The organism is Dactylosporangium sp. NPDC050588 (assembly GCF_040654975.1).
GTDB classification, from domain to species: Bacteria; Actinomycetota; Actinomycetes; order Mycobacteriales; family Micromonosporaceae; genus Dactylosporangium; species Dactylosporangium maewongense.
In genome coordinates, this window is the sequence record NZ_JBFAJA010000038.1 from 87,218 (window position 1) to 109,494 (window position 22,277).

Sequence of the window (22,277 nt, forward strand, 5' to 3'; positions counted from 1 at the left end):
ACGCCGCGCTGCTCCCGCCCCCGTCCACGGCTCCACGCTATGGGCACCCAGCGGGCCGGTCGTCATCCTCGGGTCTTCTCGTCACCTACGACCCCAGGAGTACCAGGAGTCGCCCGGCTACGACTCAAGTCGCATTGCCTGCCGGACCTGATTCGTGTAGTACTTCATTATGCAGTACGGAACTGATGGCGACGGCCTACTGTACGACGAGGGCGCCCGGGCCGCACTCACCGCGTTCGCGGGCGAGGAGGCACTGCCGCTGCTCGAGGCGGCCGCGGCGGTGCGGTCGGCGGCGGGGGCGATCGAGCACCTCCGCTCGGCCGGGGCGGAGGGGCGCGGGCTCAGCGCCGGCGCGTTCGACCTGCTGGTGCGGCTGAGCCTGAGCGGCGAGGCCGGCCTGCCACTCGGCGAGCTGGCGCAGGCGCTCGGCGTCACCCCGCGCAACGTCACCGGCCTCGTCGACACCCTCGAACACAAGGGCCTGCTGCGGCGCGTGCCGGACCCGGCGGACCGGCGGTCGGTGCGGGCCGTCGCGACCGAGGACGGGCGGGCGTGGCTGGCGACGTTCCGGGCGCCGACGCGCATGGCGATGGAGGCCGTGTTCGCCGGGTTCAGCGCCGCCGAGGCCGATCAGTTGCGCGACCTGTGTCTCCGGCTCGTCCAAGGCGTTCGAAGGGTGCGATCACGATGAACACTGTCGATGTGGTGCGGGCGTATCACGAGGCCCGGTTCCGCGGGGACGTCGCGGCGGCCATCGCGCTGACCGGCACGCCGTTCCGGTTCGAGAGCCCGATGCTGCGGTTCGACGACCCCGCCGCGCACCTGGCCGGCCTGCCGGACTTCCTGCGGATCGTCACCGGCGTCGACCTGCTCAGCGAGCTGTACGGCGCGGACGAGGCCACCCTCGTCTACGACGTCCACACGGCGACGCCGGTCGGCACGCAGCGCACGGCCGAGCACTTCCGCCTCACCGGCGGCCGGATCACGTCGATCAGGCTGATCTTCGACGCGACCCCGTGGCAGGCGCTGCACGCGGCGGTCGCGGGATGATCATCCCGCGACGATGACCGACTCCATGGTGCGGGCGATCGCCTCCGCGTCCGCGCGGGACAGGAACGCGGTGTCCACGTCGACGGTGAGCACCAGCGCGCCCGGCTCGTCGTCGATGTGCAGGAACAGCGGCTCGGTCGGCCCGCTCGACGCGCCGACCCACTCCAGCACGCCGTCGGCGGTCGTCGCCTCCACTGTGGAGGCCCGCTGCATGCGGCGGTCGTTGTAGCAGACGGTGCGGGTGACGTCGGTGTCCGCGCCGGCGAGCACCTCGGCGAGCCGCATCGGGTCGTAGTAGGCGTGCTTGTGCGCGGCGAGCGACGCCCGCGCGACCCGGCCGAGGGCCTCGCCGAACGGCACGGACACGTCCGCGACGCACAGCCCCAGCTGCGCCAGCGGCGTGACGACCTCGGCCAGCCCCGAGCGGAACCGGTTGCCCACCAGGTGGCGCACCGCGACCTGGTCGGTGCCGGCGACCCGGCCGACGGCCATCATGAACGCGGTCGACAGGATCGTCGCCGGGTCGACCCCGGTGCGCGCGGCGACCAGCGGCAGCGCGGCCGCCATCGCCGGCGAGGTGAACCGCGCCTTCGGATACCGCACCGGCTCCGGCGTCCGTCCCTGCGGCAGCACCGTCACCGACGGCAGGTGCCGCTCCCAGTGGCGGACCGCGGCGGCGCTCTGCCGCACCCCGGACGGCGAGCGCTGCCACTCGGCCAGCTCGAGCGGCTGCGGGCCGGTGACGGGCGTGGCGACGCGGGCGCTCGCCTCGGCCACCATCACCCCGGCGCCGATCGCATCGGTCACCAGGTGCGGCATGATCGCGACGAGCCGCTCCGGCCGCCCGTCGCGGCACACGATCGCGGCGCGCAGCGGCCAGTCCGCCGCCAGGTCCGGCGCCGCGACCCGGTAGCCGTGCTCGACCTCGGCGGCGAGCCCGAGAGGGTCGGCCGTCTCGTACACCTCGACGGTCAGCATCCCCTCGGCGTGGACCTCCTGCAGGGTGCCCGCGCGCAGCCGCGTCCGGAAGGACTGGTAGCGCTCCAGGGAGTAGCGCAGCTCGTCGAGCACGTCCGCGACGGTCGCGCCGGGCGCCACCGGCTGGTGCCCGCCCATCGGCAGCCACGACCGCTCGCGGTCCATCGTCAGCAGCATCGACTGCTGGCCCCAGGTCAGCTCGGCCACGCCACTGCCCTCGCCGCGGAACGCGACGTCGACCCGATCCACCACGTCAACCATCGACGGATCCATTCTCGTCCGGCTCGCGACCACAGACAGCGTAGCGCCCCGCGCTCACGGCACCAGATGGATGCGGATCTTTCTCGCGGTGACCGCCGCGTCCTCCAGGACGTTGAGCCGCGGCTCCGGGACCTCCAGCAGGTGGGGGTGGCGCAGCGCGGCGACGGGCGCCAGCCGCGGATCCTCCAGGACGTGGTCGATCATCGCGCGGTCGCCGCCGCAGACGACCGAGGCGAGGCCCTCACCGCCGGACAGGACGCGCACCGCGATGTCCGCGGTCTCCTCGATCGCCGCGTCCGTCTGGTTGCCGCGGCGTCTGGCGTACCGCTGCTGCGACCATCCACCGGCGGCGGTGCGCCCCTGCACGTAGAACCGCTCGACCTTCGACGTCTCCAGCGTCGTGCCCTCGGCGACCCCGACGGCCGCGGCGCCCCTGCGCACGAGCAGCAGCCCGATCCTCGGCGGCCGGGCGATCCCCTGCAGCAGCGCGTCGATGTCGGCGACCCCGTCCAGGCCCGGCGGCGGGTGCAGCGTCGCGGTGTCGCCGTTGCTGGCGCCGGTCAGGGTGAGCGCGTCCTCGGTCGCGCCGTCGTGCCGGCCGTAGAACCCGTCCAGCCAGCCCTTGAGCCGCTCCGGGGAGATCTCGACCCAGCGTCCCCCGCCGGCGGCGGGCCTTGCCTTCACCATGTTCTCAGTTTGCCGTTGTGTCGCATGTACGAAACAGCAGCGGGCCGCCCCGGTCTGTCCCGCGCCTCTGGTGGCGGCGCTGTCAGGTGCCGTGCACGAACAGCAGCGGGACCAGCACGACGACGCTGACGATCGCGACGGAGGACAGCACGCCGCGCCAGGTGCGCAGGAACCGCCGGATCCGCCGCCGCAGGCCGCCCCGGCGTGGCCGTGGGCTGGGGTGGTCGCCGGTGACCGCGAAGATCTCCAGCCAGAGCCCGCCGAGCAGCGCGATCGGCGACGCGACCGCCACGACGGCCAGGCGGACCCCGGTCAGCGGCGGCATGTGGTTGACGGCGACGGCGGTCACCGCGGCGACCAGCACGGCGACGGCGAGCTGCGCGACGGCACGCAACCGTCCCTGCACCGCCACCTCCTCGTGTCGGTCCTCAGCCTAGGTCCTGCCGCTCCACGCGGGCAGGTGCTTCACCCGCCGGCGTGAACTCGGCCGTCACCCGCCAGCCGGTCGCGGTCGGGCCGTAGGTCAGCGTCCCGCCGGCGGCGCGGACGTCGGTGTCGAGGCTGCGCAGGCCGTACCCGCCGCCGCCCGCTTCCTCGGAGGGACCTGCTCCGGGTGGGCGCCGGGTCGTGACCCGCACGGCCGCCCCGTCGGCGGTGACGGTCAGCGTGGTGCCCGGACCGTCGTGGCGCAGCGCGTTGGTGGCGGCCTCCGCGACCAGCCGGGCGGCCACGTCGCGGACGGCGACCGGCAGGCGGGTCAGGCCGGCGGACGGGTCTCCCGGCACCGACAGGCCGGCCTCGCGCAGCGCGGCGAGCCGCCCGGTCAGCGTCGCCCCCTCAGCCTCCCCAGCCTCCTCCGCCAGGGCCTGCCGCACCTCGGCGAGGGCGTCCCGGCCCGCCTGCAGCACGGTGTCGAGGCGCCGCCGGTCGGCGGGGGCGAGCTCGGCGGTCGCCCGCAGCGCCTCGCCCTGCACCAGCATGACCGTCATCGTGTGGGCGAGGCTGTCGTGCAGCCGGCGGGCGAGCCGCTCCCGCGCGCGGGCCGTCTCCGCCGCCTGCTCGGCGAGGCGCCGCTCGCCGCGTTCGCGCAGGTGCTCGGCCCGCTCCCGCAGATGCTCGCCGCGCTCGACACCGGCCAGCCAGGTGACGGTCAGCGCGACGGCCGCGAGCAGCCCGCCCTCGACCGGGCCGCGCCGGGCCGCGCCGGCGACCGTGACGAGCACCGTGGCGGCGGCGCAGACGCCCCACCGCACCACCGGTGACCGTTGCGTCGCCGCCGTGTACATGGCGAGGGACACCGGCAGGTACCCGACGGCGCGCCCCATCCCGAGCAGCGAGTGCGCCGCCGTCGCCACGCTGATCACCGCGAGCACCGTCCCGGGTGCCCTGTTCCGCCACACGAGCGGCACCAGCTGCGCCACCGCGAGCGGCACCGAGATCACCGTGCCCGACAGGGCGTAAAGCACGATGAGGGTGGCGTACAGCGTCAGGTCGATCGCGATCCGCCAGTGCCGGCTCATCGGTGCCTCCCTGCCAGATCACTGGCATATCATCGGCCGGGTGATCCGGCTCGCCATCGTCGACGACCAGGCGCTCGTCCGCGAAGGGCTGGCCCTCATCCTCGGCGCCGAGCCCGGCATCGAGGTGGTCGCCGAGTTCCCGGACGGCGCGGCGCTGCTGCGCGACTTCGTCCCCGCCGACCTCATCCTGCTGGACCTGTACCTGCCGGGCGCCGACGGGGTCGCGACGATGCTGCGGCTGCGGGCCGAGCGGCCCTCGGTGAAGGTGCTGATGCTGACGACCGTCGGCAGCGCCGCGGACATCCAGCGCGCCCTGGCCGCCGGCGCCGACGGGTTCGTGCTCAAGGACGCCACCGGCGCCGAGCTGGCCGCGGCGGTGCGGGGCGCGCACGCCGGGGTGCGGCCGTTGAGCGCGTCGGCCGCCGACCTGCTGTGGCCGCGGGCCGCGCCGTCCCGTCCGTCGTCTCCGGCCGCCGCCGATCTCAGCTCGCTCACGCCGCGCGAGCGGGAGGTGCTGGAGCTGCTCGGCCAGGGCCTGGGCAACCGCGAGATCGCCGGCGCCCTCTCCCTCGCCGAGCGGACCGTCAAGGCCCACGTCAGCAACGTCCTGGCGAAGCTCGACGTGGCGAGCCGCACCCAGGCCGCGCTGCTGGCCCGGGGGCTGCGCGGGTCGTAGGACCAAAGTCGCGGTCGGACCACGTACTTTTGCCCGTTCCGGCCGGCGGTGGGGTGCGCGAGGCTGCTGTGGTGCTGACCGTTCCGCGCCGATGGCGTCGCCGCATCACCATCACCCTCGCGGTGCTGCTCGTCGTCGCCTGCGGCCTGTTCCTGCGCAACAGCTCGACGCTCGCCGGCCCGTCGAAGGGCGAGCGGCCGTTCCTGCTCGCCCACCGCGGGATCGCGCAGACCTTCGACCTCGCCGGCGTCACCGCCGACACCTGCACCGCGCGGATCATCCACCCGCCGCAGGTGCCGCTGCTGGAGAACACGCTGCCGTCGCTGCGGGCCGCGTTCGAGGCGGGCGCCGACCAGGCCGAGATCGACGTGCAGGTGACGCGCGACGGCCAGCTCGCGGTGTTCCACGACGCCACCCTCGACTGCCGCACCGACGGCCACGGCACCGTCGGCGAGCACACGCTGGCCGAGCTCCGGAAGTTGGACGTCGGGTATGGGTACACCGCCGACAACGGCACCACGTTCCCGCTGCGCGGCACCGGCGTCGGCCTGCTGCCCACGGTCCCGGAGGTGTTCGCCGCGCTGCCGGACCGCGCGTTCAAGCTCGACCTGAAGCGCGACGACCGGGCCGACGGCGACGCCCTCGCCGACTTCCTCGCCACGCTCCCCGCCACCCGCCTCGCCACGGTCACCGTCACCGGCGGCGACACCGCGGTCGCCGCCGTCGTGCGCCGCCTGCCCCAGGTGCGCGCCTCCTCCCGCGCCATCATCAAGGACTGCCTGCTCGACTACGCCGCCACCGGCTGGACCGGCCACGTCCCGGCCAGCTGCCACCACCGCGAGCTCCCCCTCCCCGCCCACTACGGCCAATGGTTATGGGGCTGGCCCCACCTCTTCGTCGCCCGCATGCGCTCCGCCGACACCCGCGTCGTCCTGGTCCGCTCGGTGGGCGACTGGTCCGCCGGCTTCGACACCCAGGCCGACCTCACCGACCTCCCCGACGACTGGTCCGGCGGCATCTGGACCAACCGCGCCGACGTCATCGCCCCACTCGTCACACCAGCCCGCTGACCGTCTCTCAAGCCCCCCGGCTCCGTGCCCACGCCGCACTCCCTGCTCACCCTCGTTCCGAACGCGACCCGGCTCGCCTAACGCGTTGATGAGGGCGGTGCTCCTCCGCGATGTCAGCGAACTCGGCCGTAAGGAGCCGACCGACGCTGGGGAGCAGGAGACCGAGGTCAGGCAGTAAACCGCAAGTACCAGGGACGCGGCCGCCACCGACCGACGCAGCACGGTCGATGGCTTCGGACGGACCGTGACCGGCTCCGCACCAGTGCCGGCCGCGATCGAGTGCTTCAATCGGGACCATGGCCCTCGACGAGTTGCGCGAACTCCTTGCCCGCCATGCTCGGACCGACCTGAGCACCCGTATCGGGGATGTCCGCATCTTCCGGGCGGACCGGCCGCACCCGCCGGTGCCGACCACGTACGGCAAGGTCGTGGCCCTCGTCGGTCAAGGCACGAAGCGCTTCGCGCTGGGCGACCGCGTGTACGACTACCACGCTGGGCAGTACCTTGTCGCATCGGTCGACATGCCCGTGACCGCCTACTTCGCGAAGGCCAGTCCGGAGCTGCCCGGGCTCGGTGTCGGGTTGGACCTGCACCCGTCCGCCATCGCCGAGCTGCTGTTGCAGGCAGCTCCGGGTGACCTGCCGGACCTGGGTCGCGGCGTCCCGTCCGGGCTGGCCGTCAGCACCGCCTCCGCCGAGCTGGTCGAGGCTTTCGTCCGGCTGCTGCGCCTGCTCGACCGGCCGCGCGACATCAGCGTGCTCGCACCCCTGATCAAGCGTGAGATCCTCTGGCGGCTGATCACCGGTGAACACGGCGCCATCGTGCGTCAGTTCGGCCTGCCCGACAGCAGCCTCAGCCACATCGCCCGGGCCGTACAGTGGATTCGCGACCACTATGCGCAACCCTTCCGGGTGGAGGAGGTGGCTCAGCAGGCGGGCATGAGCGTCTCCGCCTTCCACCGCAACTTCCATGCCGTCACCGCGATGAGCCCCATCCAGTTCCAGAAGCAGATCCGGCTGCAGCATGCCCGGCTGCTGCTGGTCGCGGGCCCCGGCGACATCGCTGCGATCAGCCGGCGCGTCGGTTACGAGAGCCCCGCACAGTTCAGCCGCGAGTACCGCCGGCAGTTCGGCGAGCCACCGAGCCGGGACGCCGCCCTGCTGCACTCGCCTTCCCGGACCGCCACACCTGCCTGACCGGACGACTGTTGATCAAAGCTCGCGAAGTCTTGCCTGATCCTGCCTGCGGCCCGACCGGAGTTTCCGGATCATCGACAGGCCGATATAGCGTGCCGGCACATGCTTGCGGTCGCCTGCGCAGCATGGGCCGGCCGATCGGGTAATCGACAACGACAGGCGCGTGAGGTGCGTGTGGCCACCATCGGACTCTTCGGACGCCATGCCGAACTCGAGCGGCTCGCCGGCTTCCTCGAAGGCGTACGGCAGCACGGCGACGCGCGCCTGATCTGCGGCGAACCGGGGGTCGGCAAGTCCGCACTGATGACCGCCGCGGCCGAGCTCGCCGCCGCCCGGGGGATGCGGGTGCTGCGCGCTTCCGGATCCGAGTTCGAGGCCGACGTCAGCTACGCCTGTCTCAACCAGTTGCTTCTGCCTGTGCACGCTGACCTCGAGCGCCTTCCGCTCGGTCCGCGGGAGGCGCTGTCGGTGGCGCTCGGCTTCGGCGCCGGCACGCCGCCGGACGTCCTGCTGGTCTGCAATGCCGCGCTGCTGCTCATCACCGAGTTGGCCGCCGACGTGCCGATCGTCCTGCTGGTCGACGACGTGCACTGGATCGACCGGGCGAGCGCCGTGGTCCTGGGCTTCATCACCCGGCGGCTGGAGGACCGTCGCGCCGGCCTGCTGGCGTCGGCCAGGGTGGGGACGGCGAGCTTCCTCGACCGGCGCGGCCTGTCCGAGCAGGTCGTCGAGCCACTGGACAGCCAGGCGGCCGGGCAGCTGGTCGCTGCCAACCATCCGGAGATGCCGGCGCGGGTTCGGCACCGGCTGCTGGACCTCGCGCAGGGTAACCCGCTCGCCCTGATCGAGCTACCCGCCACGTTGCTGGGCGCCGCGCGGCGCTCGGCGACGCAACCGGAGGTGATCCCGCTCAGTGACCGGCTTCAAGAAATCTTCGCCGCGCGCCTCGTGGGCCTGCCGGAACTCACCCGACAGCTGCTGCTCCTCGCCACCTTCGAGAGTACCGGCGACGTCCAGGTGCTCAGGGCCGCCCTACCCGACGGGGTAAGCCTGGCCGACCTGGCCCCGGCGGAACGGGAGCAGTTGGTTCGCGTGGACGACGCCACGGCGCGGATCGCGTTCCGGCATCCGCTGATCCGGTCGGCCATCGTGGCGGCGTCCACCCACGAGGAGCGCCGCAAGGCGCACGCCGCCCTCGCCGGTGCCCTGACCGACGACCAGGAACGCCGCGCGTGGCACCTGGCGGCGGCCGCTGCCGGCCCGGACGAGATGGTGGCGGAGCTGTTGGAGGACGCAGCGCACCGGGTGATGCTGCGCGGGGACGCGCTCGCCGCGATCACCGCCCTGATCCGCGCCGCGGAGCTGAGCACGACGAGCGTGGGACGGGGGCGGCGGCTCGGTGAGGCCGCGTACATCGGCGCGGAGGCCAGCGGCGCCGACGACGCCGAGTCGTTGCTCCGCAATGCCCGACGGGCGGCCCCGGACGCCGCCGGCTCCCTGCACGTGGCCAACGCGGCTGCCTTCCTCATGCTCAACGGCGACGGCGACGTCAACACCGCGCACCGGCTCCTGGTCGGGGCCATCGAGGCCGGCGACCACGGCTACCGGGCCGACGATCCGGCGCTGATCGAGGCCGTCCACACCCTGCTGCTGGTGAGCTGGTACGGCAGCACGACGGAGTACTGGGACTCCTACTTCCGGGTGCTGCGCAGACTGCGGCCTGGGCCGCCGGAGGTCCTCGCGCTGGTCAGCGAGACCTTCCCCGATCCGGTACGCACCGGTGCGGCGGCGCTGCCGCGGATCGACGCGATCCTGCGGTCGCTCGCCGACGAGGCCGATCCCACCCGGATCATGCGGATCGGCACGGCCTCGGTCTATCTGGACCGGCTGGGCGACTGCCGCGAGTCCTCCTGGCGCCTCGTCCGGCAGGGACGCGACGGTGGGCCGCCCCGCCGGCACCTCGGCGCCCTGATGCATCTGTGCCTGGACGACTTCCTGGTCGGCCGGTGGGACGAGGACGAGGAACTCGCCCTGGAAGGGCAACGGATCTGTGACACCAGCGGCTTCCCGTTCTTCGCGTGGTACTTCCGGTACAACCGGGCGCTCGTCGCCGCCGGCCGGGGCCGTTTCGACGAGGCGTACGCGCTCGCCGACGAGATCACTCACTGGGCGTTGCCTCGCGGCGTGTCCGCCGCGGCCCTGTTCGCTCATCAACCGCGCGCACTGGCCGCGCTGGGACAGGGAGACTACGAAGCCGCCTTCCGGCACGCCGTCGCCATGAGCCCGCCCGGCGTCCTGGCCGCGCACGTGCCGCACTGCACCTGGGTCATGTTCGACCTGGTCGAGGCGGCGGTGCGGACCGGGCGCACGGTTGAGGCCAGGGCACACGTCGAGGCGATGCGGGCCGCGGACGTGGGGGCGTTGTCGGGGCGGATGGCCCTGATCCAGGCGGGCGCCGAGGCACTGGTCCTCGACGGTGACGAGCCGATGAGCCGCCTGGAGGCGCTGCTGGCCGGGCCTGCCGCAGAGCGCTGGTTGTTCGACGTCTCCCGGGTCCGGCTGTCGTTCGGCGAGAGGCTGCGCCGCACCAGGTTGTCAGCGCAGGCTCGCCGACACCTGCTCGCCGCGCACGACGGCTTCGCCGCCATGGCGGCCGAGCCGTGGCTCGCGCGCACCCAGGCCGAGTTGCGCGCCGCCGGGCACCGGACGGCCCGGCAGCCGGCGGGTGAGCTGACCGCCCTGACGGCACAGGAGCGCCAGATCGCCCAGCTGGCGGCGGGCGGCCTGACCAACAAGCAGATCGCCGAACGGCTGTACCTCTCGCACCGCACGATCGGTGCCCACCTGTACCGGATCTTTCCCAAGCTCGGCGTCACGTCACGCGCCGGGCTCAGGGACGCTCTCTCGCCTGTTGCTGATGGGAAGACTGGGCGCTGAGCTGGCCCGCCTGGCTCTCCTTGTCCTCCAGCAGCCGCTCCAGCAACCGCCTGGTGGTGGGATCGTCGTCGCCCACCCAGCGCACTGCCTCTTGCAGTGTTTGGACGAGGATCCGCACGCCGACGAGGTTCTGCGTCACGATGCCGGTGAGGTCGCCGTCGGGGAATGCGCGGAAGGCGATTCGGGACCGGGCGCTCAGGTGCTGCGGTTCGTAGTCGCCGATGGCGCCGAGGTGCCCGATCCGCGCCGCGACCAGTCGGGCGCTGCCGCGGTCCCGGTCGGCGCAGGTGCAGAGGAAGTCCGCGAGGGGGCGCGCCGAGGGCGCGGGGACGGCCTGAGCGTGCTGCTCGTACTGCAACGAGGACACGATCAGACTGGCCAGCAGCCCGTTGAGCAGCCGCGTGGTCGCCGTCAGGTCGGCGCGGTTCGACGGCGTCACCGGCCCGTCGTCCAGATCGAACAACGCGCGGTCGCGGACCTCACGCGTGCGCAGCACGGCCGGCTGCGATGCGGGGTGTTCCCGTCCTGAAGGCACTGTCACGGCTTCGATTGTTCGAGTACGGCACGCCGCGGTGCATCTGTCAGATGACCTAAGACCCGGGGTTCACCGGCCTGTCCACCCCTGCTGTGCGGCCCCGGCAACCGCGAATCCGGGGTTGCCGGGGCCGCTCTCGCCGCACCCCGCGGTCCCACGGCGGAAAGTCGGCGGTCGGCTGCGCAGCCGGACTTGTTAGGTCACCGGCCGGGTGCGCCGGATTCCTCGAAGTCAGATGACTGAGGAAGGTCCGCCCGGGCGCTCCGAGAGTGGAGCTACGACAAGCGGAACCAATCGAGGAGATGCCCGATGACCATCGACCACGGCTTCCACGCCACCATGACCGCGCAGCCCGGCCGGGGCGACGAACTGGTCAACTTGCTGCTCGACGCACCGTCGCTGGACAACGACGACTGCGTCGTCTTCCTGGTCGGCCGCTCGGCCGGCAACCCCGACGTCGTCCACGTCACCGAAGGCTGGACCACTCCGGAGGCACACAGCAGGTTCTTCGCCACTGCACAGGCCCAGGACCTGGTGGCGAAGCTCCAGCCGCTGCTGGCCGGCGAGTCGCAGTACACCGACGAGGTACCAGTCGGCGGCAAGGCCGCGATCTGAGCACCCGCTCCTCCTTCGACGAACCCATAGCGACAGGACTCCACCATGAATCAGCAACGTCCCCCCTTCGATCCCGAGCTGGGCAGGCTCCTGGCCGACATACCGCTCCTAGCGGAACTCGACACCGAGGTTCTCGCCCAGATCCGCCCGTTCTCGTCGGCTCCCGTCGAACCCGCCCTCGCGGGCCGCGCCGTCGACCGGCACGAGGTCAGCATCACCGATACGGGCGGCACCCCACTCGCACTGTCGATCTTCAGCCCGGCCGGTACCGGTCGTCCGGCTGGCGCACCCTGCGTGTACTGGATGCACGGTGGTGGCATGGTCATGGGTGACCGCTTCTCCCAGATCGACATCCCGCTGGACTGGCTCGAAGCGTTCGGCGCCGTCGTGGTCTCCGTGGAATACCGGCTGGCACCCGAAGCCACTGGCACGAGCCTGGTCGACGACTGCTACCGCGGCCTGCTCTGGGTCGCCGAGCACGCCGACGAGCTCGGCATCGATCCGGCCCGCATCGTCGTGGCCGGGGCCAGCGCCGGCGGTGGCCTCACCGCCGGAGTCACCCTGATGGCACGCGACCGCGGCACCCCGGCATTGGTCGCCCAGGTGCTGATCTGCCCCATGCTCGACCACCGCAACAACACCGTCTCCAGTCGGCAGTACGCCGGCGGGCCGGGCGTCTGGACCCGCGAGATGAACGAGTTCGGCTGGCGGTCGGTGCTGGGCGACCTCGATCCTGACGCCGTGCCCGGCTACGTTTCCCCGGCACTCGCCGACGACCTGTCCGGCTTGCCCGCCACCTACGTCGACGTCGGTACGGCGGAGGTCTTCCGCGACGAGGACGTCGCCTACGCCACCCGCATCTGGGCCGCCGGGGGCCGAGCCGAGCTGCACGTCTGGGCCGGCGGCTGGCACGGTTTCGACGCGCTGTACCCGCACGCGCGGCTCTCGGTGGCGGCGCGCCGTACCCGCACCGAATGGCTCTCCCGGATCCTGGTGCCGGCCGACGCGGCGTCGGTTGCGCACGACGCCGGGCAAGGGGCCGTGCGATGACGTCCGAGCACCGTGCCACGTTCCTGCGCGAGTTTCTGCGTGACCCGTTCACCGTCGCCGCCGTCGCCCCGAGTGGCGTGCCGCTGGCCGACCTCATCACCTCGCCCGTGCCGCGCACCGGCGACCCGGTGGTCGTCGAGCTCGGCCCCGGCACCGGCGCGTTCACCGGCGCCGTCCAGCGGCGGCTCGCCGGTCGCGGGCAGCACATTGCCGTCGAGGTCAACGAACGGTTCGCGGGCCTGCTGGCAGCCCGGTACCCGCAGATCGACGTCGCCGTCGCCGACGCCCGTAATCTCCGCGAAGTGCTGGCCGAACGCGGTCACCGGCACGCGGACGTGATCGTGAGTGGGCTGCCGTGGGCGGCGTTCGCCGGTGGCCAGCAGGACGAACTGCTGGGCGCGGTCACCGACACCCTCGCCCCCGACGGCGCGTTCACCACCTTCGCCTACACGCTCGCCCGCTGGGCCCCGCCCGCCCGGCGGCTGCGCCGGTCCCTGGGCACCCGGTTCGAGGAGGTCGTGGCCGGCCGGACGGTGTGGGCCAACGTGCCCCCGGCCTTCGTCTACTTCTGCCGACGGCCCCGGATACCAGCACAGCGGCATGCCCTGATCCCCGCCTAGCAGCGGCGCAGAAAAGGAGGCGGGCGAAGAGGAATAGGCAAGCATCCGCGATCAACGGACAAGATCCTCCCCTCGGTAACTGCTTGAATCAATTGTTCGCGGCAACGCACATTCGCCGCGGACAGCGAGAGGAACGCGATGACCGGAACCTTCAGCAGCGCTATCACGCTGCACGTAAACGGCACCGACCACGAGCTCACTGTGGACAATCGCAGGACACTGCTCGACGCACTACGGGAGAACCTCGGCCGGACCGGGCCGAAGAAAGGCTGCGACCACGGCCAGTGCGGCGCCTGCACGGTGCTGCTCGACGGCCGGCGGGTGGTGTCCTGTCTGACTCTGGCGGTCGCCGCCGAAGGCGCCGCCGTGACCACCGTCGAAGGCATTGCCGGCGACGGTGCCCTGGGCCCGATCCAGCAGGGCTTCGTCCGGCTCGACGGTTTCCAGTGCGGGTACTGCACACCCGGGCAGATCTGCTCGGCTGTCGGGATGCTGGCCGAGCACGCGGCCGGCTGGCCCAGTGCGGTCACCGCCGACGTCTCGCCGGACGGCCCGGCGCACGAGCTGGACACCGCGGAGGTGCGCGAGCGGATGAGCGGCAACCTGTGCCGCTGCGGTGCGTATCCCTCAATCGTGCGCGCGGTGCTCGAGGCCGCCGCCCGCGAGGAGGCAGCCCGATGAGGGAGTTCGCGTACCAGCGTGCGATCCAGGTCCGCGAGGCGCTCACGGCGGTCGCGGAGCACGCCGGCGCCCGCTACCTGGGCGGTGGCACGAACCTCGTCGACCTGATGAAGAACGGGGTCGAGGCGCCGGCCCGGTTGGTGGACGTCCGGCATCTCCCGCTGGACGGGGTCGACGAGACACCGGACGGTGGACTCGTCCTCGGGGCGACCACGACCAACAGCGACGCAGCCGCCCATCCCGAGGTCCGGCGTCGGTATCCGGCGCTGACCCAGGCCGTCCTGGCAGGCGCGTCGGGGCAGCTCCGGAACATGGCTACGGTGGGCGGCAATCTCCTGCAGCGAACCCGGTGTCCCTACTTCGCCGATCTCGCACAGCCGTGCAACAAGCGCGTTCCCGGCAGCGGCTGTCCCGCGATCGCCGGGGAGCACCACAACCACGCGATCCTGGGCCGGTCCGACCACTGTGCGGCGACTCACCCCTCGGACATGGCGGTGGCGCTGGCCGCCTTCGACGCGGTGGTGCGCTACGAGACCCTGAACGGCCCCGGTGAGATCCCCCTTTCACGGTTCTACCTGCCGGTCGGTGACCGCCCGGACCGCGAGACGGCGTTGCCGCCGGGCGCGCTGATCACCGCGGTCGTCCTGCCCGGGCTCGCGGTCGCCCGGCGGTCGCGGTACCGCAAGGTGCGCGAGCGGGCGTCGTACGCCTTCGCGACGGTCTCTGTCGCCGCCGCCCTCGAGGTCCGCGACGGTCTGGTGCGCGACGTGCGGATCGCCCTCGGCGGTGTGGCGTCGCGGCCCTGGCGCGCCCGCGCAGCCGAGGCCTTCCTCCGGGACGGACTTGCCACCGCCGGCCGGTTCCGACTCGCCGCCGAGGTGGAAATGGCTGCCGCGGAACCGCTGCGCGACAACGGATACAAGGTGGCCCTGGCCCGCAACCTCATCGAAGCCGTGCTCAGTGAGCTGGCCGGAACGGAGATCGAGCGATGAACGGCGAACCGATCACCGGTGCCGTCGGTGCGCCGCGCCCACGGATCGAGGGGCCGCTCAAGGTCACCGGCACCGCCCGCTATGCCGCGGACGTTCCCATGCCGGGCCTGGCCCACGGCTGGATCGTGACGGCCACCGTGTCCCGGGGGCGCTTGCGCGCCATCGACACGTCCGCCGCGCTCGGCATGCCAGGCGTGCTGGGTGTACTCGACCACCGCGATGCACCCCGCCTCAACCCTGCGGCCGGCAACTACTTCGGTCCCGACGGCAGCCTGCAGCTTCTGCAGGACGACGTGATCCCATACGCGGGCCGACCGATCGCCCTCGTGCTGGCGGAGACCCTGGAGCAGGCCCGGGCGGCGGCAGGGGCCATCCGTGTCGACTACGACGTGCAGCCGCACGACGTGGGCTTCCACCTCGACCATCCGGCTTCCCGTCCGGCGTCGACCGCGTTCGGGCCGGAGGCGGACACCGGCGACGTGGACGCGGAACTGGCCGCCTCCGCGGTGGTGATCGACGAGCGTTACCGCACGCCGGAGGAGTGCCACAGCGCCATGGAACCCCACGCCGCGACAGCGTGGTGGGAGAACGGTCATCTGTACGCCGTGGACTCCAACCAGGGTGCGTTCAGTGTGTCCCAAGTGCTGGCCGCGCTGTGGTCCATCGACCGGGACCGGGTGCATGTCCGCTCCGAGCACGTCGGCGGCGGCTTCGGCGGCAAGGGACTGTGCGGCCCGCAGGTGATCCTCGCCGCGATGGCCGGCGAGCGCTTCGAGCGTCCTGTGCGGGTCACCCTGACCCGGGAACAGGTCTTCGAGGCGACCGCGTCGCGGCCGCCGACCGACCAGCAGGTCCGCATCGGCGCCGACGCCGACGGCCGCCTGCGCGCCGTCCACCACCGGGCGGCGTACGCCCTCTCGCCTCTCGCGGAGTACATCGAGTGGTGCACCGAGCAGGCCAAGATCCTGTACGCGGCACCGGCGATCCGCACGCAGCTCACCGCGGTCCCCCTCGACGTCCTGCCGCCGGCCTCGATGCGGGGACCCGGTGCGACGCCCGGCTCGTTCGCCCTGGAGTCCGCCATGGACGAGGTTGCCGAACGGCTGGGCCTCGACCCGCTCGAACTGCGCCTGCGCAACCAGCCCACCGCGGCCCCCGTCTCGGGGCGCCCGTTCAGCAGCCGGCGTCTGATCTCCTGCCTGCAGGAGGGCGCGCGCCGGTTCGGCTGGGCGGCGCGTGACCGGCACCCCCGGACCCGGCGTGAAGGTCCGCTGCTGATCGGCAGCGGCATGGCCGCAACCTCGTTCAGCGCCGGGGTCTTCCCGTCGACCGCCTCGATCACCGCCGAGACCGACGGCACGTTCACGGTCGGAATCGACGCGAGTGACATCGGCACCGGCGCCCGTACCGCCCTGACCGCGGTCGCCGCCGACGCGCTCGGGGTCGGCACGGAGCAGATCCGGATCCGGATCGGCGACAGCGACCTCGGCATGGCCTGGGGCGCGGGCGGCTCCCGCGGAACGACCTCCTGGTCGTTCGCCATCATCGAGGCCGCCAAGAAGCTGCGAGAGCGTCTGGACGACCCGGCACGTCCGGTGACCGCGACGATGGACACCTCGGCATTGATCGACTACCAGCCTGCCCGGGAACGGCAGACCTTCAGCGCCGTCTTCGCGGAGGTGACCGTCGACCCGGCCACCGGCGAGGTACGGGTACGCCGGTTGCTCGGGATGTTCGCGGTGGGCCGGGTCATCAACCCGATGCTGGCCCGCAGCCAGGTGGTCGGCGGGATGATCATGGGCTTGTCCATGGCCCTGCACGAGGAGAGTGTCCGGGACCCCGGAACCGGCCGGCAGGTCAACGGCGACTTCGCCGGCTACCACATCGCCGCGCACGCCGACGTGCCCGACATCGAAGCCGATTTCGTGCCCGACTACGAACCGCAGGACCCGTCCGGATTCAACGGCCTCGGCGAGATCGGCACGGCCGGCACCGCGGCGGCGATCGCCAACGCCGTCTGGCACGCCACCGGCAGACGGCAACGGAGCCTGCCCATCCGCCTGGACCGGGTGCTGGAGGCGGTCCCCGCGCAGGCACCGGCGGGAGAGGTCCATGCCGCGTGACGTGTGGCCGTTCACCCACGCCAGTTTCAGCTGCCGAACGGGTTCTCTCCGCCCAGCCGCACCGACGAGGCTCCCAGGGAGCCGTCGACAGCCCTTTCATCTGGGTACCGGCGCGACCGACGCCCGCCCTGACATCGGCGCGCAACTGCAGGCTCGACCACTTAAATTTGAGTCCCTTGCGCTTGTGCGGCGCGCGAGCACAATCCGTGCGTGCAGATCTTGTCGTTTCCAGAAGTGGCCACTCCTGCCGACTTGCGTGTGCAGGTGAGAGAGATCCAGGAGCAGGTATGGCCGTCCGAGCGTGTCTCGGACGTTCCCGTTGACTCGCCCACGCACGATCCGGCGTTGCAGCCGTTGTCGATGCTGCTCGTGGACGAGGGAACGGTCCTGGTCGCGCTGGACATCCTGTTCAAAGAGATCGTCCATGTCGGCCAGCGTTTTTCTGCTGGCGGGCTGAGCACGGTGGTGACGAGCAAACAGGCGCGTGGTCGTGGGTATGGCCGGCAGCTGGTGACAGCAGCGCGGGAGACGATGATCACCCAGGGCCTGGACCTGGGCTTGTTCACGTGCGACCGTCCGCTGCAGGCGTTTTATGAGAGCGCCGGTTGGCGTGTGCTTCCGGGAGCCGTACTCATCGGAGGAACACCGCAGGCTCCCTTCCCCAGCGACCAGCCCGGCTTCGACAAGGTCACGATGGCGGACTTCTTCTCGACCGCGGGCCGTCAAGCGCAAGCGTCATTCCAACACTCCCGCATCCAGCTGTATCCAGGGGAGATCGACAAGCTCTGGTGATGGCCACCAACCGGTCAGCCGGGGCACCGGTGAACGGCCCGCACCCGCCAGCAGACGAAGGTCGGCAACAATCAGCAGTCTCGCTGGGCCTCCCGGGAGGCGGGCCGACCGGCCCGGCGCGACTGACGCCGGGTGATGCGTCTGGTCATGATGGCCTAGCCCGTCGTCTTCCCGGAGCAGCAGTGGAGCTGTGGGGTTGCCGCCGTCGCATCGATCGACCAGCATTCGACGTCTACCGTCAGGTCATGTCTCGTGGGCGTTGGCTACTCCACCTACTGGCCGCCGGTCTGGTGCTGATCGGGGCGACTGTTTCCGCCGGGCCGGCAGCGGCCGCGACCTGCACCGGCGTCAACTGCTACCGCTACTGGGTCGACATGTCGTTCACGGGGCTGTGGATGACCCCGTCGGCAGGTCCGGTCGCCCCCGGCAGCACGTACTCCTTCACAGCGCTGGTGACGAACACGGGCTGGCGCACCGGCGGAAACACCGCGCCCAGGCCGTGGGAGGGCCCGACCTCGGGCGTGGTGTACGTGGACTTCCAGCCCGGCACGACGGCGGGCGCACCGGTCGGCTGCTTCACCGAGGCCCCGGCGACGGCATGCTACGCATGCTACAACGGCGGCCTCGTGATCGACTGCCAGAACATCCCGACGAACACGACCTACCAGCTCACGACCTCCTTCCGGGCCCCGCAAACACCGGGAACCTACACCGCGCTGATCTATATCCACGACTTCCAGTCGCCCCGGCCCTGGAGCGAGTACGACCCGAACAACAATCGCGTCACGCTGACCTACCAAGTGGGCTGACCGGCGTCAGTGGGTCTTCCGTCCCGCGTCGCCGGGATCGACGTGCCGGCCACCGCGACCTCGACGGACGGGCTGCCTTGACGTAGGTCAACCGCTCCGGCACCGCCTCGAGCCCGGCGGACGGTCGAGGCGGTGGTCGCGGTCACGGCGACCATGGTGCCCGCTCACCTGCCCAACCCGCCAGCCCGCCCGGTACATCAAGACTGGTGTTGTCTGTGGCAGGTTGTCCAGCAGGACGTCACGGCAGACGGTGTCCGCGAGCAGGTCCGGTTTGACCGGGCGCGCAACCGCTGAACATACCGAACGGCCTCCGCTATTCCCGGCGCTGCCGGGCGTGTGGAAGGCTTGTCGCCGTGGGTCAGCCAACCTTGCCCCGGTGCGCGTGTTGTGGTTTCCGAACCGGGTGCAGCACCTGCCCGATCTGCTTTTGGACCGATGACGGCCGCAGCGACGTGCACGACGATGTGGGGACCGGCAGCCGCAACGGCGATCTGAGCCTCGCCGACGCTCGGCTGAACTTCAGCATCTACGGGGCCAGTACGCCCCGCTACAAGGACCTGGTCCGCGCGCCCCGCGCCGACGAACGACCCTAGGACCGGCGGCGCTGCCGACCACGAACGCGCCTGCGGCGGGGGTTTGGAGTGACGCGCCTTCGGCGAGTTCGTCGGGCCGCGCGGTGAGCTCGCGTCGTACGCCTTCGGCTGGACGACCGGGTCGGAGCACCACGTCGCACGGCTCACTGTTGGGATCGGGGCCGGGAATCCGGGCGGCGCCAGCTTTCACGCGATCGTCTTCAACAACGATGACAGCTACGCCTGCTCGCTCGTCGACGATGCGTAGGCGCCCGAGCCTGCGAGTCGCCGGCTGCCGAGGTCGTGGGTCCACAGCCGGTGGCCGATGGTGTCGTAGCCGCGCAGTTCGGTGCCGTTGGCGGTCGGTCTCGCCGCGACGAACCCGCGGCCGTCGGGGCGAACGCCGCTGCCCAGGCCGAGAGGGAGTTGTCCCATGAACGGGTCACTGATCAGCCCCAGACTGTCGCCGCCGAACAGCACTGTGGCCGGCCCCGCGGCGCCATGTCGACCGTCGCCTGCCACAAGTAGGGAAGCCCGACGCTGCGGGGGATGGCCGTGCTGCCGTCGGCCGGCTGCGGTTCAGCATGCAGGCCGGGCACCACGGCCACGGTCGCGCAGAGCAGCGCCGCGGCGACGACGGCGATGGTCCTGCCCCGGTGCCGCTGCCGTCTCCCGCGCCGCCACAGGTCCTCGGGCAGCCGCGCAGGTGACATAGGTTCTCCCAGCTCACGCATCGCGTCACGCAACGGGACGGTCATGACGGCACCTCCGCCGGTTGGGCCAGGTCGGCCAGCTCGGGCACTCTGACGCGTAACGCGGCCAGCGCGTCGCGGGTCTGGCTCTTCACCAATGCCAGCAACTCCTCGACGCGCATCCCCCGACCCTATCCGCGGCTGGTTCCGGCCTGGCTGGACGGGGAGGCATCCACCTTGCTCAGTGACTGGTGGCGGGTTGATATCCTGCGGCCTCAACATGCTGATCCCGTAGGGAGTCAAGGTGTCGGCACGCAGATCCATACTTTTTGTTGTCGTCGGCCTGTTACTCGGCGCGGTCGCGGTGCTCCAGCCGGCAGCGCCGGATGTCCACCGGGAGCCGCCGGAGATCTCCAACTACCGCCTGATGGACGTGGACCCACCCTGGCAGAACTGACCGCGCCGTCCATCGTGGACAGTGACAGCGCGGTGGTCGTCGCGACCGCGGCCACCGTCTCCAGCGCCGATGACCTCGCCGAGCTGCTGTGGCACCTGCGCCGCCGACAGGCGCGGCGCCGCGGCGACCCGCCGCTGACCTACCGGGAGCTCGCCGCGCGCACCGGCTGGTCCCACAGCAGCATCGGCGGCTACCTCACAGGCAAGATCCTGCCGCCGACGGACCGCTTCGACACCCTCGTCCAGCTCCTGGACGCGTCACCGGACGAGCTCGACGCGCTCGCCGACGCCCGCGACCGGATCGAGGAACGCAGCCGGGCCGAGGACCGGGGCCGGGCCGGGCAGGAACACGATGAAGGGAGCTGCCTCCCGTCCTCGCGGCACCGATACCACCAGGTGCCCTAGTCGTAACAGCCACGCCCGCACCATGACCGAGGGGTTAGACCGGCCATCACGCGCAGCAGCAGCCGACGTCGGCGTGGACCATGGTTGCGAGGCGGTCAGGTGCGCGACTCACGCAGCAGCGTGACCGTCAACGCGACGAACTCGGCGCTGCACTGCGCCGGCACGCCGGCCGCGGCGGCGCGGCGGCCCAGCTCGTCGAGGAACCCGTCGAGGCCGGTGTGGCCGGACGGCGGTATGAGCAGCCACAGCCGACCGCCTGGGCCCTGCTGACCTACCTGCCCTCACCGCTGCCGCAGCACATCCCCACCTGGCCGAACGGCTTGACGCCTGGTACCGCCGCCACGCCGAGCCCGGCGACAGCGTCTCTGGAGACGAGGAGCGCCCTGTCTCCGGCATGCTCGTCGACGAGCTGCCCGCGCCGGCGCCGCAGCCCCGCCGCCGACGGCGCTGCGCATGAGCCCGTCCCCACCCGCCCGGACCAGGCGATGACTGGCAACCGCACCAACCGCCACCAGCGAGAGGAATAGCTGATGACCGAACCCGAGGCCGACGCCATCCACCAGGCCGAGCACCAGGCAGCACTCCACCGACCGAGGAGCGCACCGTGGCTGAACCCGTTCGACCCACATACTCACCCGACACGCCGCACCTGAAAGGGCACGGTCGAGACGCTCAACGCCGCGGTGAAAGTCGATGTTCTTCGCCGGGCTGCCCCGGGTACACGGCGGTGCCGCGGCTGGCCAACGGCAAGACGGCGGACCCGGACGCGCCCGCGCTGCGGTTCGACGTGTTCGTCGACGAGCTGCTTGCCTGGGTGGCGTGGTGGAACGGCCAGCACGGGATAGACGTGCTCGTCGGCAGGACGCCGCTGCAGGCGTGGCTGGACGACCCCACCCCGCTGACCACTGTGCCGGGCGAGGACCTGCGGCTGTTCACGCTGGAAGACGACGGGCGGGTGCGCACGATCACCGGCAAGGGCGTGCAGTGGCGCACCCGCTTCTACGTGGGGGCGTGGATGAACGGCAGCGCCAACGCCGGCCGGCAGGTCCGGGTGCGGTGGATGCCCAAACCGCGGCTACTCCCGGCCGATGCTTACCGTCGCCGCGGCGTGTCGGCTGGGCGGCAGCGCCGATCCCAAGCCGGCTTGAACGCACATTCCACGGAATCACCGATGACGGTGGATGCCGGGTGTCGGCCTGCGCTGAGGAAGTGGGTGCGCGAGTGCGGAACCGCGGACGCCGGATCGAACGGATCAAAACGGCGCCGCGTCGGCGTAGTCCTCGGCGGGCGGCGCGGTCAGCCGCAGGAGGCGGAAGCGCCACCCGGTGCGGTCGACAGCGACGCCGGGGATCTTCCGGCACCTACGAGCGACTGCAGAGGCGTGGCATTGCGGGAAGACGCGGTGTCCACGCGTGAGCTGCCGCAACCCGGCGTTGCGGGTCTCGGACGGCCGGCGCGCTGCCCGGCGTGGACCATCGTCGCGTCCCGGATACCCCGGTCCAGGCGGGCCGCGCACGAGTCGTCGGGGCCGGTGACGGCGTACCCGCCGATCGCCTTGTC

At 72.0% G+C, this 22,277-nt stretch carries 24 protein-coding genes and 1 pseudogene; 18 read left to right on the top strand and 7 right to left on the bottom strand.

The window, feature by feature from the left end:
• The first annotated feature begins 169 nt into the window (after nucleotides 1-169).
• Both AB0I21_RS26240 and AB0I21_RS26245 read left to right on the top strand, forming a co-directional pair.
• Nucleotides 170-691 carry a MarR family transcriptional regulator gene (locus AB0I21_RS26240; RefSeq protein ID WP_360564956.1) on the top strand — a complete coding sequence of 174 codons (522 nt, stop codon included), beginning with the start codon at nucleotides 170-172 and terminating at the stop codon, nucleotides 689-691.
• Nucleotides 688-1,050 carry a hypothetical protein gene (locus AB0I21_RS26245; RefSeq protein ID WP_360564958.1) on the top strand — a complete coding sequence of 121 codons (363 nt, stop codon included), beginning with the start codon at nucleotides 688-690 and terminating at the stop codon, nucleotides 1,048-1,050. The genes AB0I21_RS26240 and AB0I21_RS26245 overlap by 4 nt, the downstream gene beginning before the upstream one ends.
• Here the strand turns inward: AB0I21_RS26245 and AB0I21_RS26250 are convergent, their stop codons facing one another.
• The 4 genes from AB0I21_RS26250 to AB0I21_RS26265 form a co-directional block, all read right to left on the bottom strand.
• A complete protein-coding gene (locus AB0I21_RS26250) occupies nucleotides 1,051-2,289 on the bottom strand; it encodes a condensation domain-containing protein (RefSeq protein ID WP_360564960.1) in 1,239 nt (412 codons plus the stop codon).
• 54 nt (nucleotides 2,290-2,343) lie between these two features.
• The gene (locus tag AB0I21_RS26255; protein WP_360564961.1) at nucleotides 2,344-2,976 is read right to left on the bottom strand and encodes an acVLRF1 family peptidyl-tRNA hydrolase; all 633 of its coding nucleotides are present in this window, start codon (nucleotides 2,974-2,976) and stop codon (nucleotides 2,344-2,346) included.
• Nucleotides 2,977-3,058: 82 nt separating this feature from the next.
• Nucleotides 3,059-3,382 carry a hypothetical protein gene (locus tag AB0I21_RS26260; RefSeq protein ID WP_360564963.1) on the bottom strand — a complete coding sequence of 108 codons (324 nt, stop codon included), beginning with the start codon at nucleotides 3,380-3,382 and terminating at the stop codon, nucleotides 3,059-3,061.
• Between the two features lie 22 nt (nucleotides 3,383-3,404).
• Nucleotides 3,405-4,496 (bottom strand): histidine kinase, encoded by a 1,092-nt coding sequence (locus tag AB0I21_RS26265; protein WP_360564965.1) that lies wholly within the window; start codon nucleotides 4,494-4,496, stop codon nucleotides 3,405-3,407.
• Nucleotides 4,497-4,536: 40 nt separating this feature from the next.
• Here AB0I21_RS26265 and AB0I21_RS26270 point away from each other — a divergent pair, with 40 nt between their 5' ends.
• The 4 genes from AB0I21_RS26270 to AB0I21_RS26285 all read left to right on the top strand — a co-directional run bounded on the left by AB0I21_RS26270 (nucleotide 4,537) and on the right by AB0I21_RS26285 (nucleotide 10,375).
• Complete coding sequence (locus AB0I21_RS26270; protein ID WP_360564967.1) at nucleotides 4,537-5,172, top strand: response regulator transcription factor; 636 nt, start codon at nucleotides 4,537-4,539, stop codon at nucleotides 5,170-5,172.
• A gap of 71 nt (nucleotides 5,173-5,243) precedes the next feature.
• On the top strand, nucleotides 5,244-6,242 hold the full coding sequence (locus tag AB0I21_RS26275) for a glycerophosphodiester phosphodiesterase family protein (protein ID WP_360564968.1): 999 nt from the start codon (nucleotides 5,244-5,246) through the stop codon (nucleotides 6,240-6,242).
• Nucleotides 6,243-6,538: 296 nt separating this feature from the next.
• Nucleotides 6,539-7,438 (top strand): AraC family transcriptional regulator, encoded by a 900-nt coding sequence (locus AB0I21_RS26280; RefSeq protein ID WP_360564970.1) that lies wholly within the window; start codon nucleotides 6,539-6,541, stop codon nucleotides 7,436-7,438.
• A 174-nt stretch (nucleotides 7,439-7,612) separates the two neighbouring features.
• Entirely contained in the window at nucleotides 7,613-10,375 is a 2,763-nt protein-coding gene (locus tag AB0I21_RS26285; protein ID WP_360564972.1) for an AAA family ATPase, read from the top strand.
• Here AB0I21_RS26285 and AB0I21_RS26290 read toward each other — a convergent pair.
• Nucleotides 10,329-10,916, bottom strand: coding sequence for a ferritin-like domain-containing protein (locus AB0I21_RS26290; protein WP_360564973.1), 588 nt, complete (start codon nucleotides 10,914-10,916; stop codon nucleotides 10,329-10,331). The two genes, AB0I21_RS26285 and AB0I21_RS26290, sit on opposite strands and share 47 nt — an antisense overlap.
• Before the next feature lie 303 nt (nucleotides 10,917-11,219).
• Here AB0I21_RS26290 and AB0I21_RS26295 point away from each other — a divergent pair, with 303 nt between their 5' ends.
• From AB0I21_RS26295 to AB0I21_RS26335, 9 genes are all read left to right on the top strand, one after another.
• On the top strand, nucleotides 11,220-11,525 hold the full coding sequence (locus tag AB0I21_RS26295) for an antibiotic biosynthesis monooxygenase (RefSeq protein WP_360564975.1): 306 nt from the start codon (nucleotides 11,220-11,222) through the stop codon (nucleotides 11,523-11,525).
• A gap of 45 nt (nucleotides 11,526-11,570) precedes the next feature.
• On the top strand, nucleotides 11,571-12,575 hold the full coding sequence (locus AB0I21_RS26300) for an alpha/beta hydrolase (protein WP_360564977.1): 1,005 nt from the start codon (nucleotides 11,571-11,573) through the stop codon (nucleotides 12,573-12,575).
• Complete coding sequence (locus tag AB0I21_RS26305; RefSeq protein WP_360564979.1) at nucleotides 12,572-13,195, top strand: SAM-dependent methyltransferase; 624 nt, start codon at nucleotides 12,572-12,574, stop codon at nucleotides 13,193-13,195. The genes AB0I21_RS26300 and AB0I21_RS26305 overlap by 4 nt, the downstream gene beginning before the upstream one ends.
• 138 nt (nucleotides 13,196-13,333) lie before the next feature.
• Nucleotides 13,334-13,876, top strand: coding sequence for a 2Fe-2S iron-sulfur cluster-binding protein (locus tag AB0I21_RS26310; protein ID WP_360564981.1), 543 nt, complete (start codon nucleotides 13,334-13,336; stop codon nucleotides 13,874-13,876).
• The gene (locus tag AB0I21_RS26315; RefSeq protein WP_360564983.1) at nucleotides 13,873-14,868 is read left to right on the top strand and encodes a xanthine dehydrogenase family protein subunit M; all 996 of its coding nucleotides are present in this window, start codon (nucleotides 13,873-13,875) and stop codon (nucleotides 14,866-14,868) included. The genes AB0I21_RS26310 and AB0I21_RS26315 overlap by 4 nt, the downstream gene beginning before the upstream one ends.
• Nucleotides 14,865-16,991: a xanthine dehydrogenase family protein molybdopterin-binding subunit gene (locus AB0I21_RS26320; RefSeq protein ID WP_360564984.1), complete on the top strand. Its 2,127-nt coding sequence runs from the start codon at nucleotides 14,865-14,867 to the stop codon at nucleotides 16,989-16,991. The genes AB0I21_RS26315 and AB0I21_RS26320 overlap by 4 nt, the downstream gene beginning before the upstream one ends.
• 210 nt (nucleotides 16,992-17,201) lie before the next feature.
• On the top strand, nucleotides 17,202-17,783 hold the full coding sequence (locus tag AB0I21_RS26325) for a GNAT family N-acetyltransferase (RefSeq protein ID WP_360564986.1): 582 nt from the start codon (nucleotides 17,202-17,204) through the stop codon (nucleotides 17,781-17,783).
• 182 nt (nucleotides 17,784-17,965) lie between these two features.
• On the top strand, nucleotides 17,966-18,592 hold the full coding sequence (locus tag AB0I21_RS26330; RefSeq protein WP_360564988.1) for a hypothetical protein: 627 nt from the start codon (nucleotides 17,966-17,968) through the stop codon (nucleotides 18,590-18,592).
• Nucleotides 18,593-18,945: 353 nt separating this feature from the next.
• Complete coding sequence (locus tag AB0I21_RS26335; RefSeq protein ID WP_360564990.1) at nucleotides 18,946-19,185, top strand: CPCC family cysteine-rich protein; 240 nt, start codon at nucleotides 18,946-18,948, stop codon at nucleotides 19,183-19,185.
• Nucleotides 19,186-19,401: 216 nt separating this feature from the next.
• On the opposite strand, the gene AB0I21_RS26340 is transcribed toward AB0I21_RS26335, so the two are convergent.
• Both AB0I21_RS26340 and AB0I21_RS26345 read right to left on the bottom strand, forming a co-directional pair.
• Complete coding sequence (locus tag AB0I21_RS26340) at nucleotides 19,402-19,599, bottom strand: hypothetical protein (RefSeq protein WP_360564992.1); 198 nt, start codon at nucleotides 19,597-19,599, stop codon at nucleotides 19,402-19,404.
• A gap of 14 nt (nucleotides 19,600-19,613) precedes the next feature.
• Nucleotides 19,614-19,922 carry a hypothetical protein gene (locus AB0I21_RS26345; RefSeq protein WP_360564994.1) on the bottom strand — a complete coding sequence of 103 codons (309 nt, stop codon included), beginning with the start codon at nucleotides 19,920-19,922 and terminating at the stop codon, nucleotides 19,614-19,616.
• Nucleotides 19,923-20,160: 238 nt separating this feature from the next.
• On the opposite strand from AB0I21_RS26345, the gene AB0I21_RS26350 reads away from it, so the two are divergent.
• The 3 genes and pseudogenes from AB0I21_RS26350 to AB0I21_RS26360 form a co-directional block, all read left to right on the top strand.
• Nucleotides 20,161-20,313 (top strand): hypothetical protein, encoded by a 153-nt coding sequence (locus tag AB0I21_RS26350; protein WP_360564996.1) that lies wholly within the window; start codon nucleotides 20,161-20,163, stop codon nucleotides 20,311-20,313.
• A 14-nt stretch (nucleotides 20,314-20,327) separates the two neighbouring features.
• Entirely contained in the window at nucleotides 20,328-20,717 is a 390-nt protein-coding gene (locus AB0I21_RS26355; RefSeq protein ID WP_360564997.1) for a helix-turn-helix transcriptional regulator, read from the top strand.
• Between the two features lie 733 nt (nucleotides 20,718-21,450).
• Nucleotides 21,451-21,783: pseudogene (locus AB0I21_RS26360) on the top strand (ISNCY family transposase); the annotation flags it as partial.
• Nucleotides 21,784-22,277 lie beyond the last annotated feature (494 nt).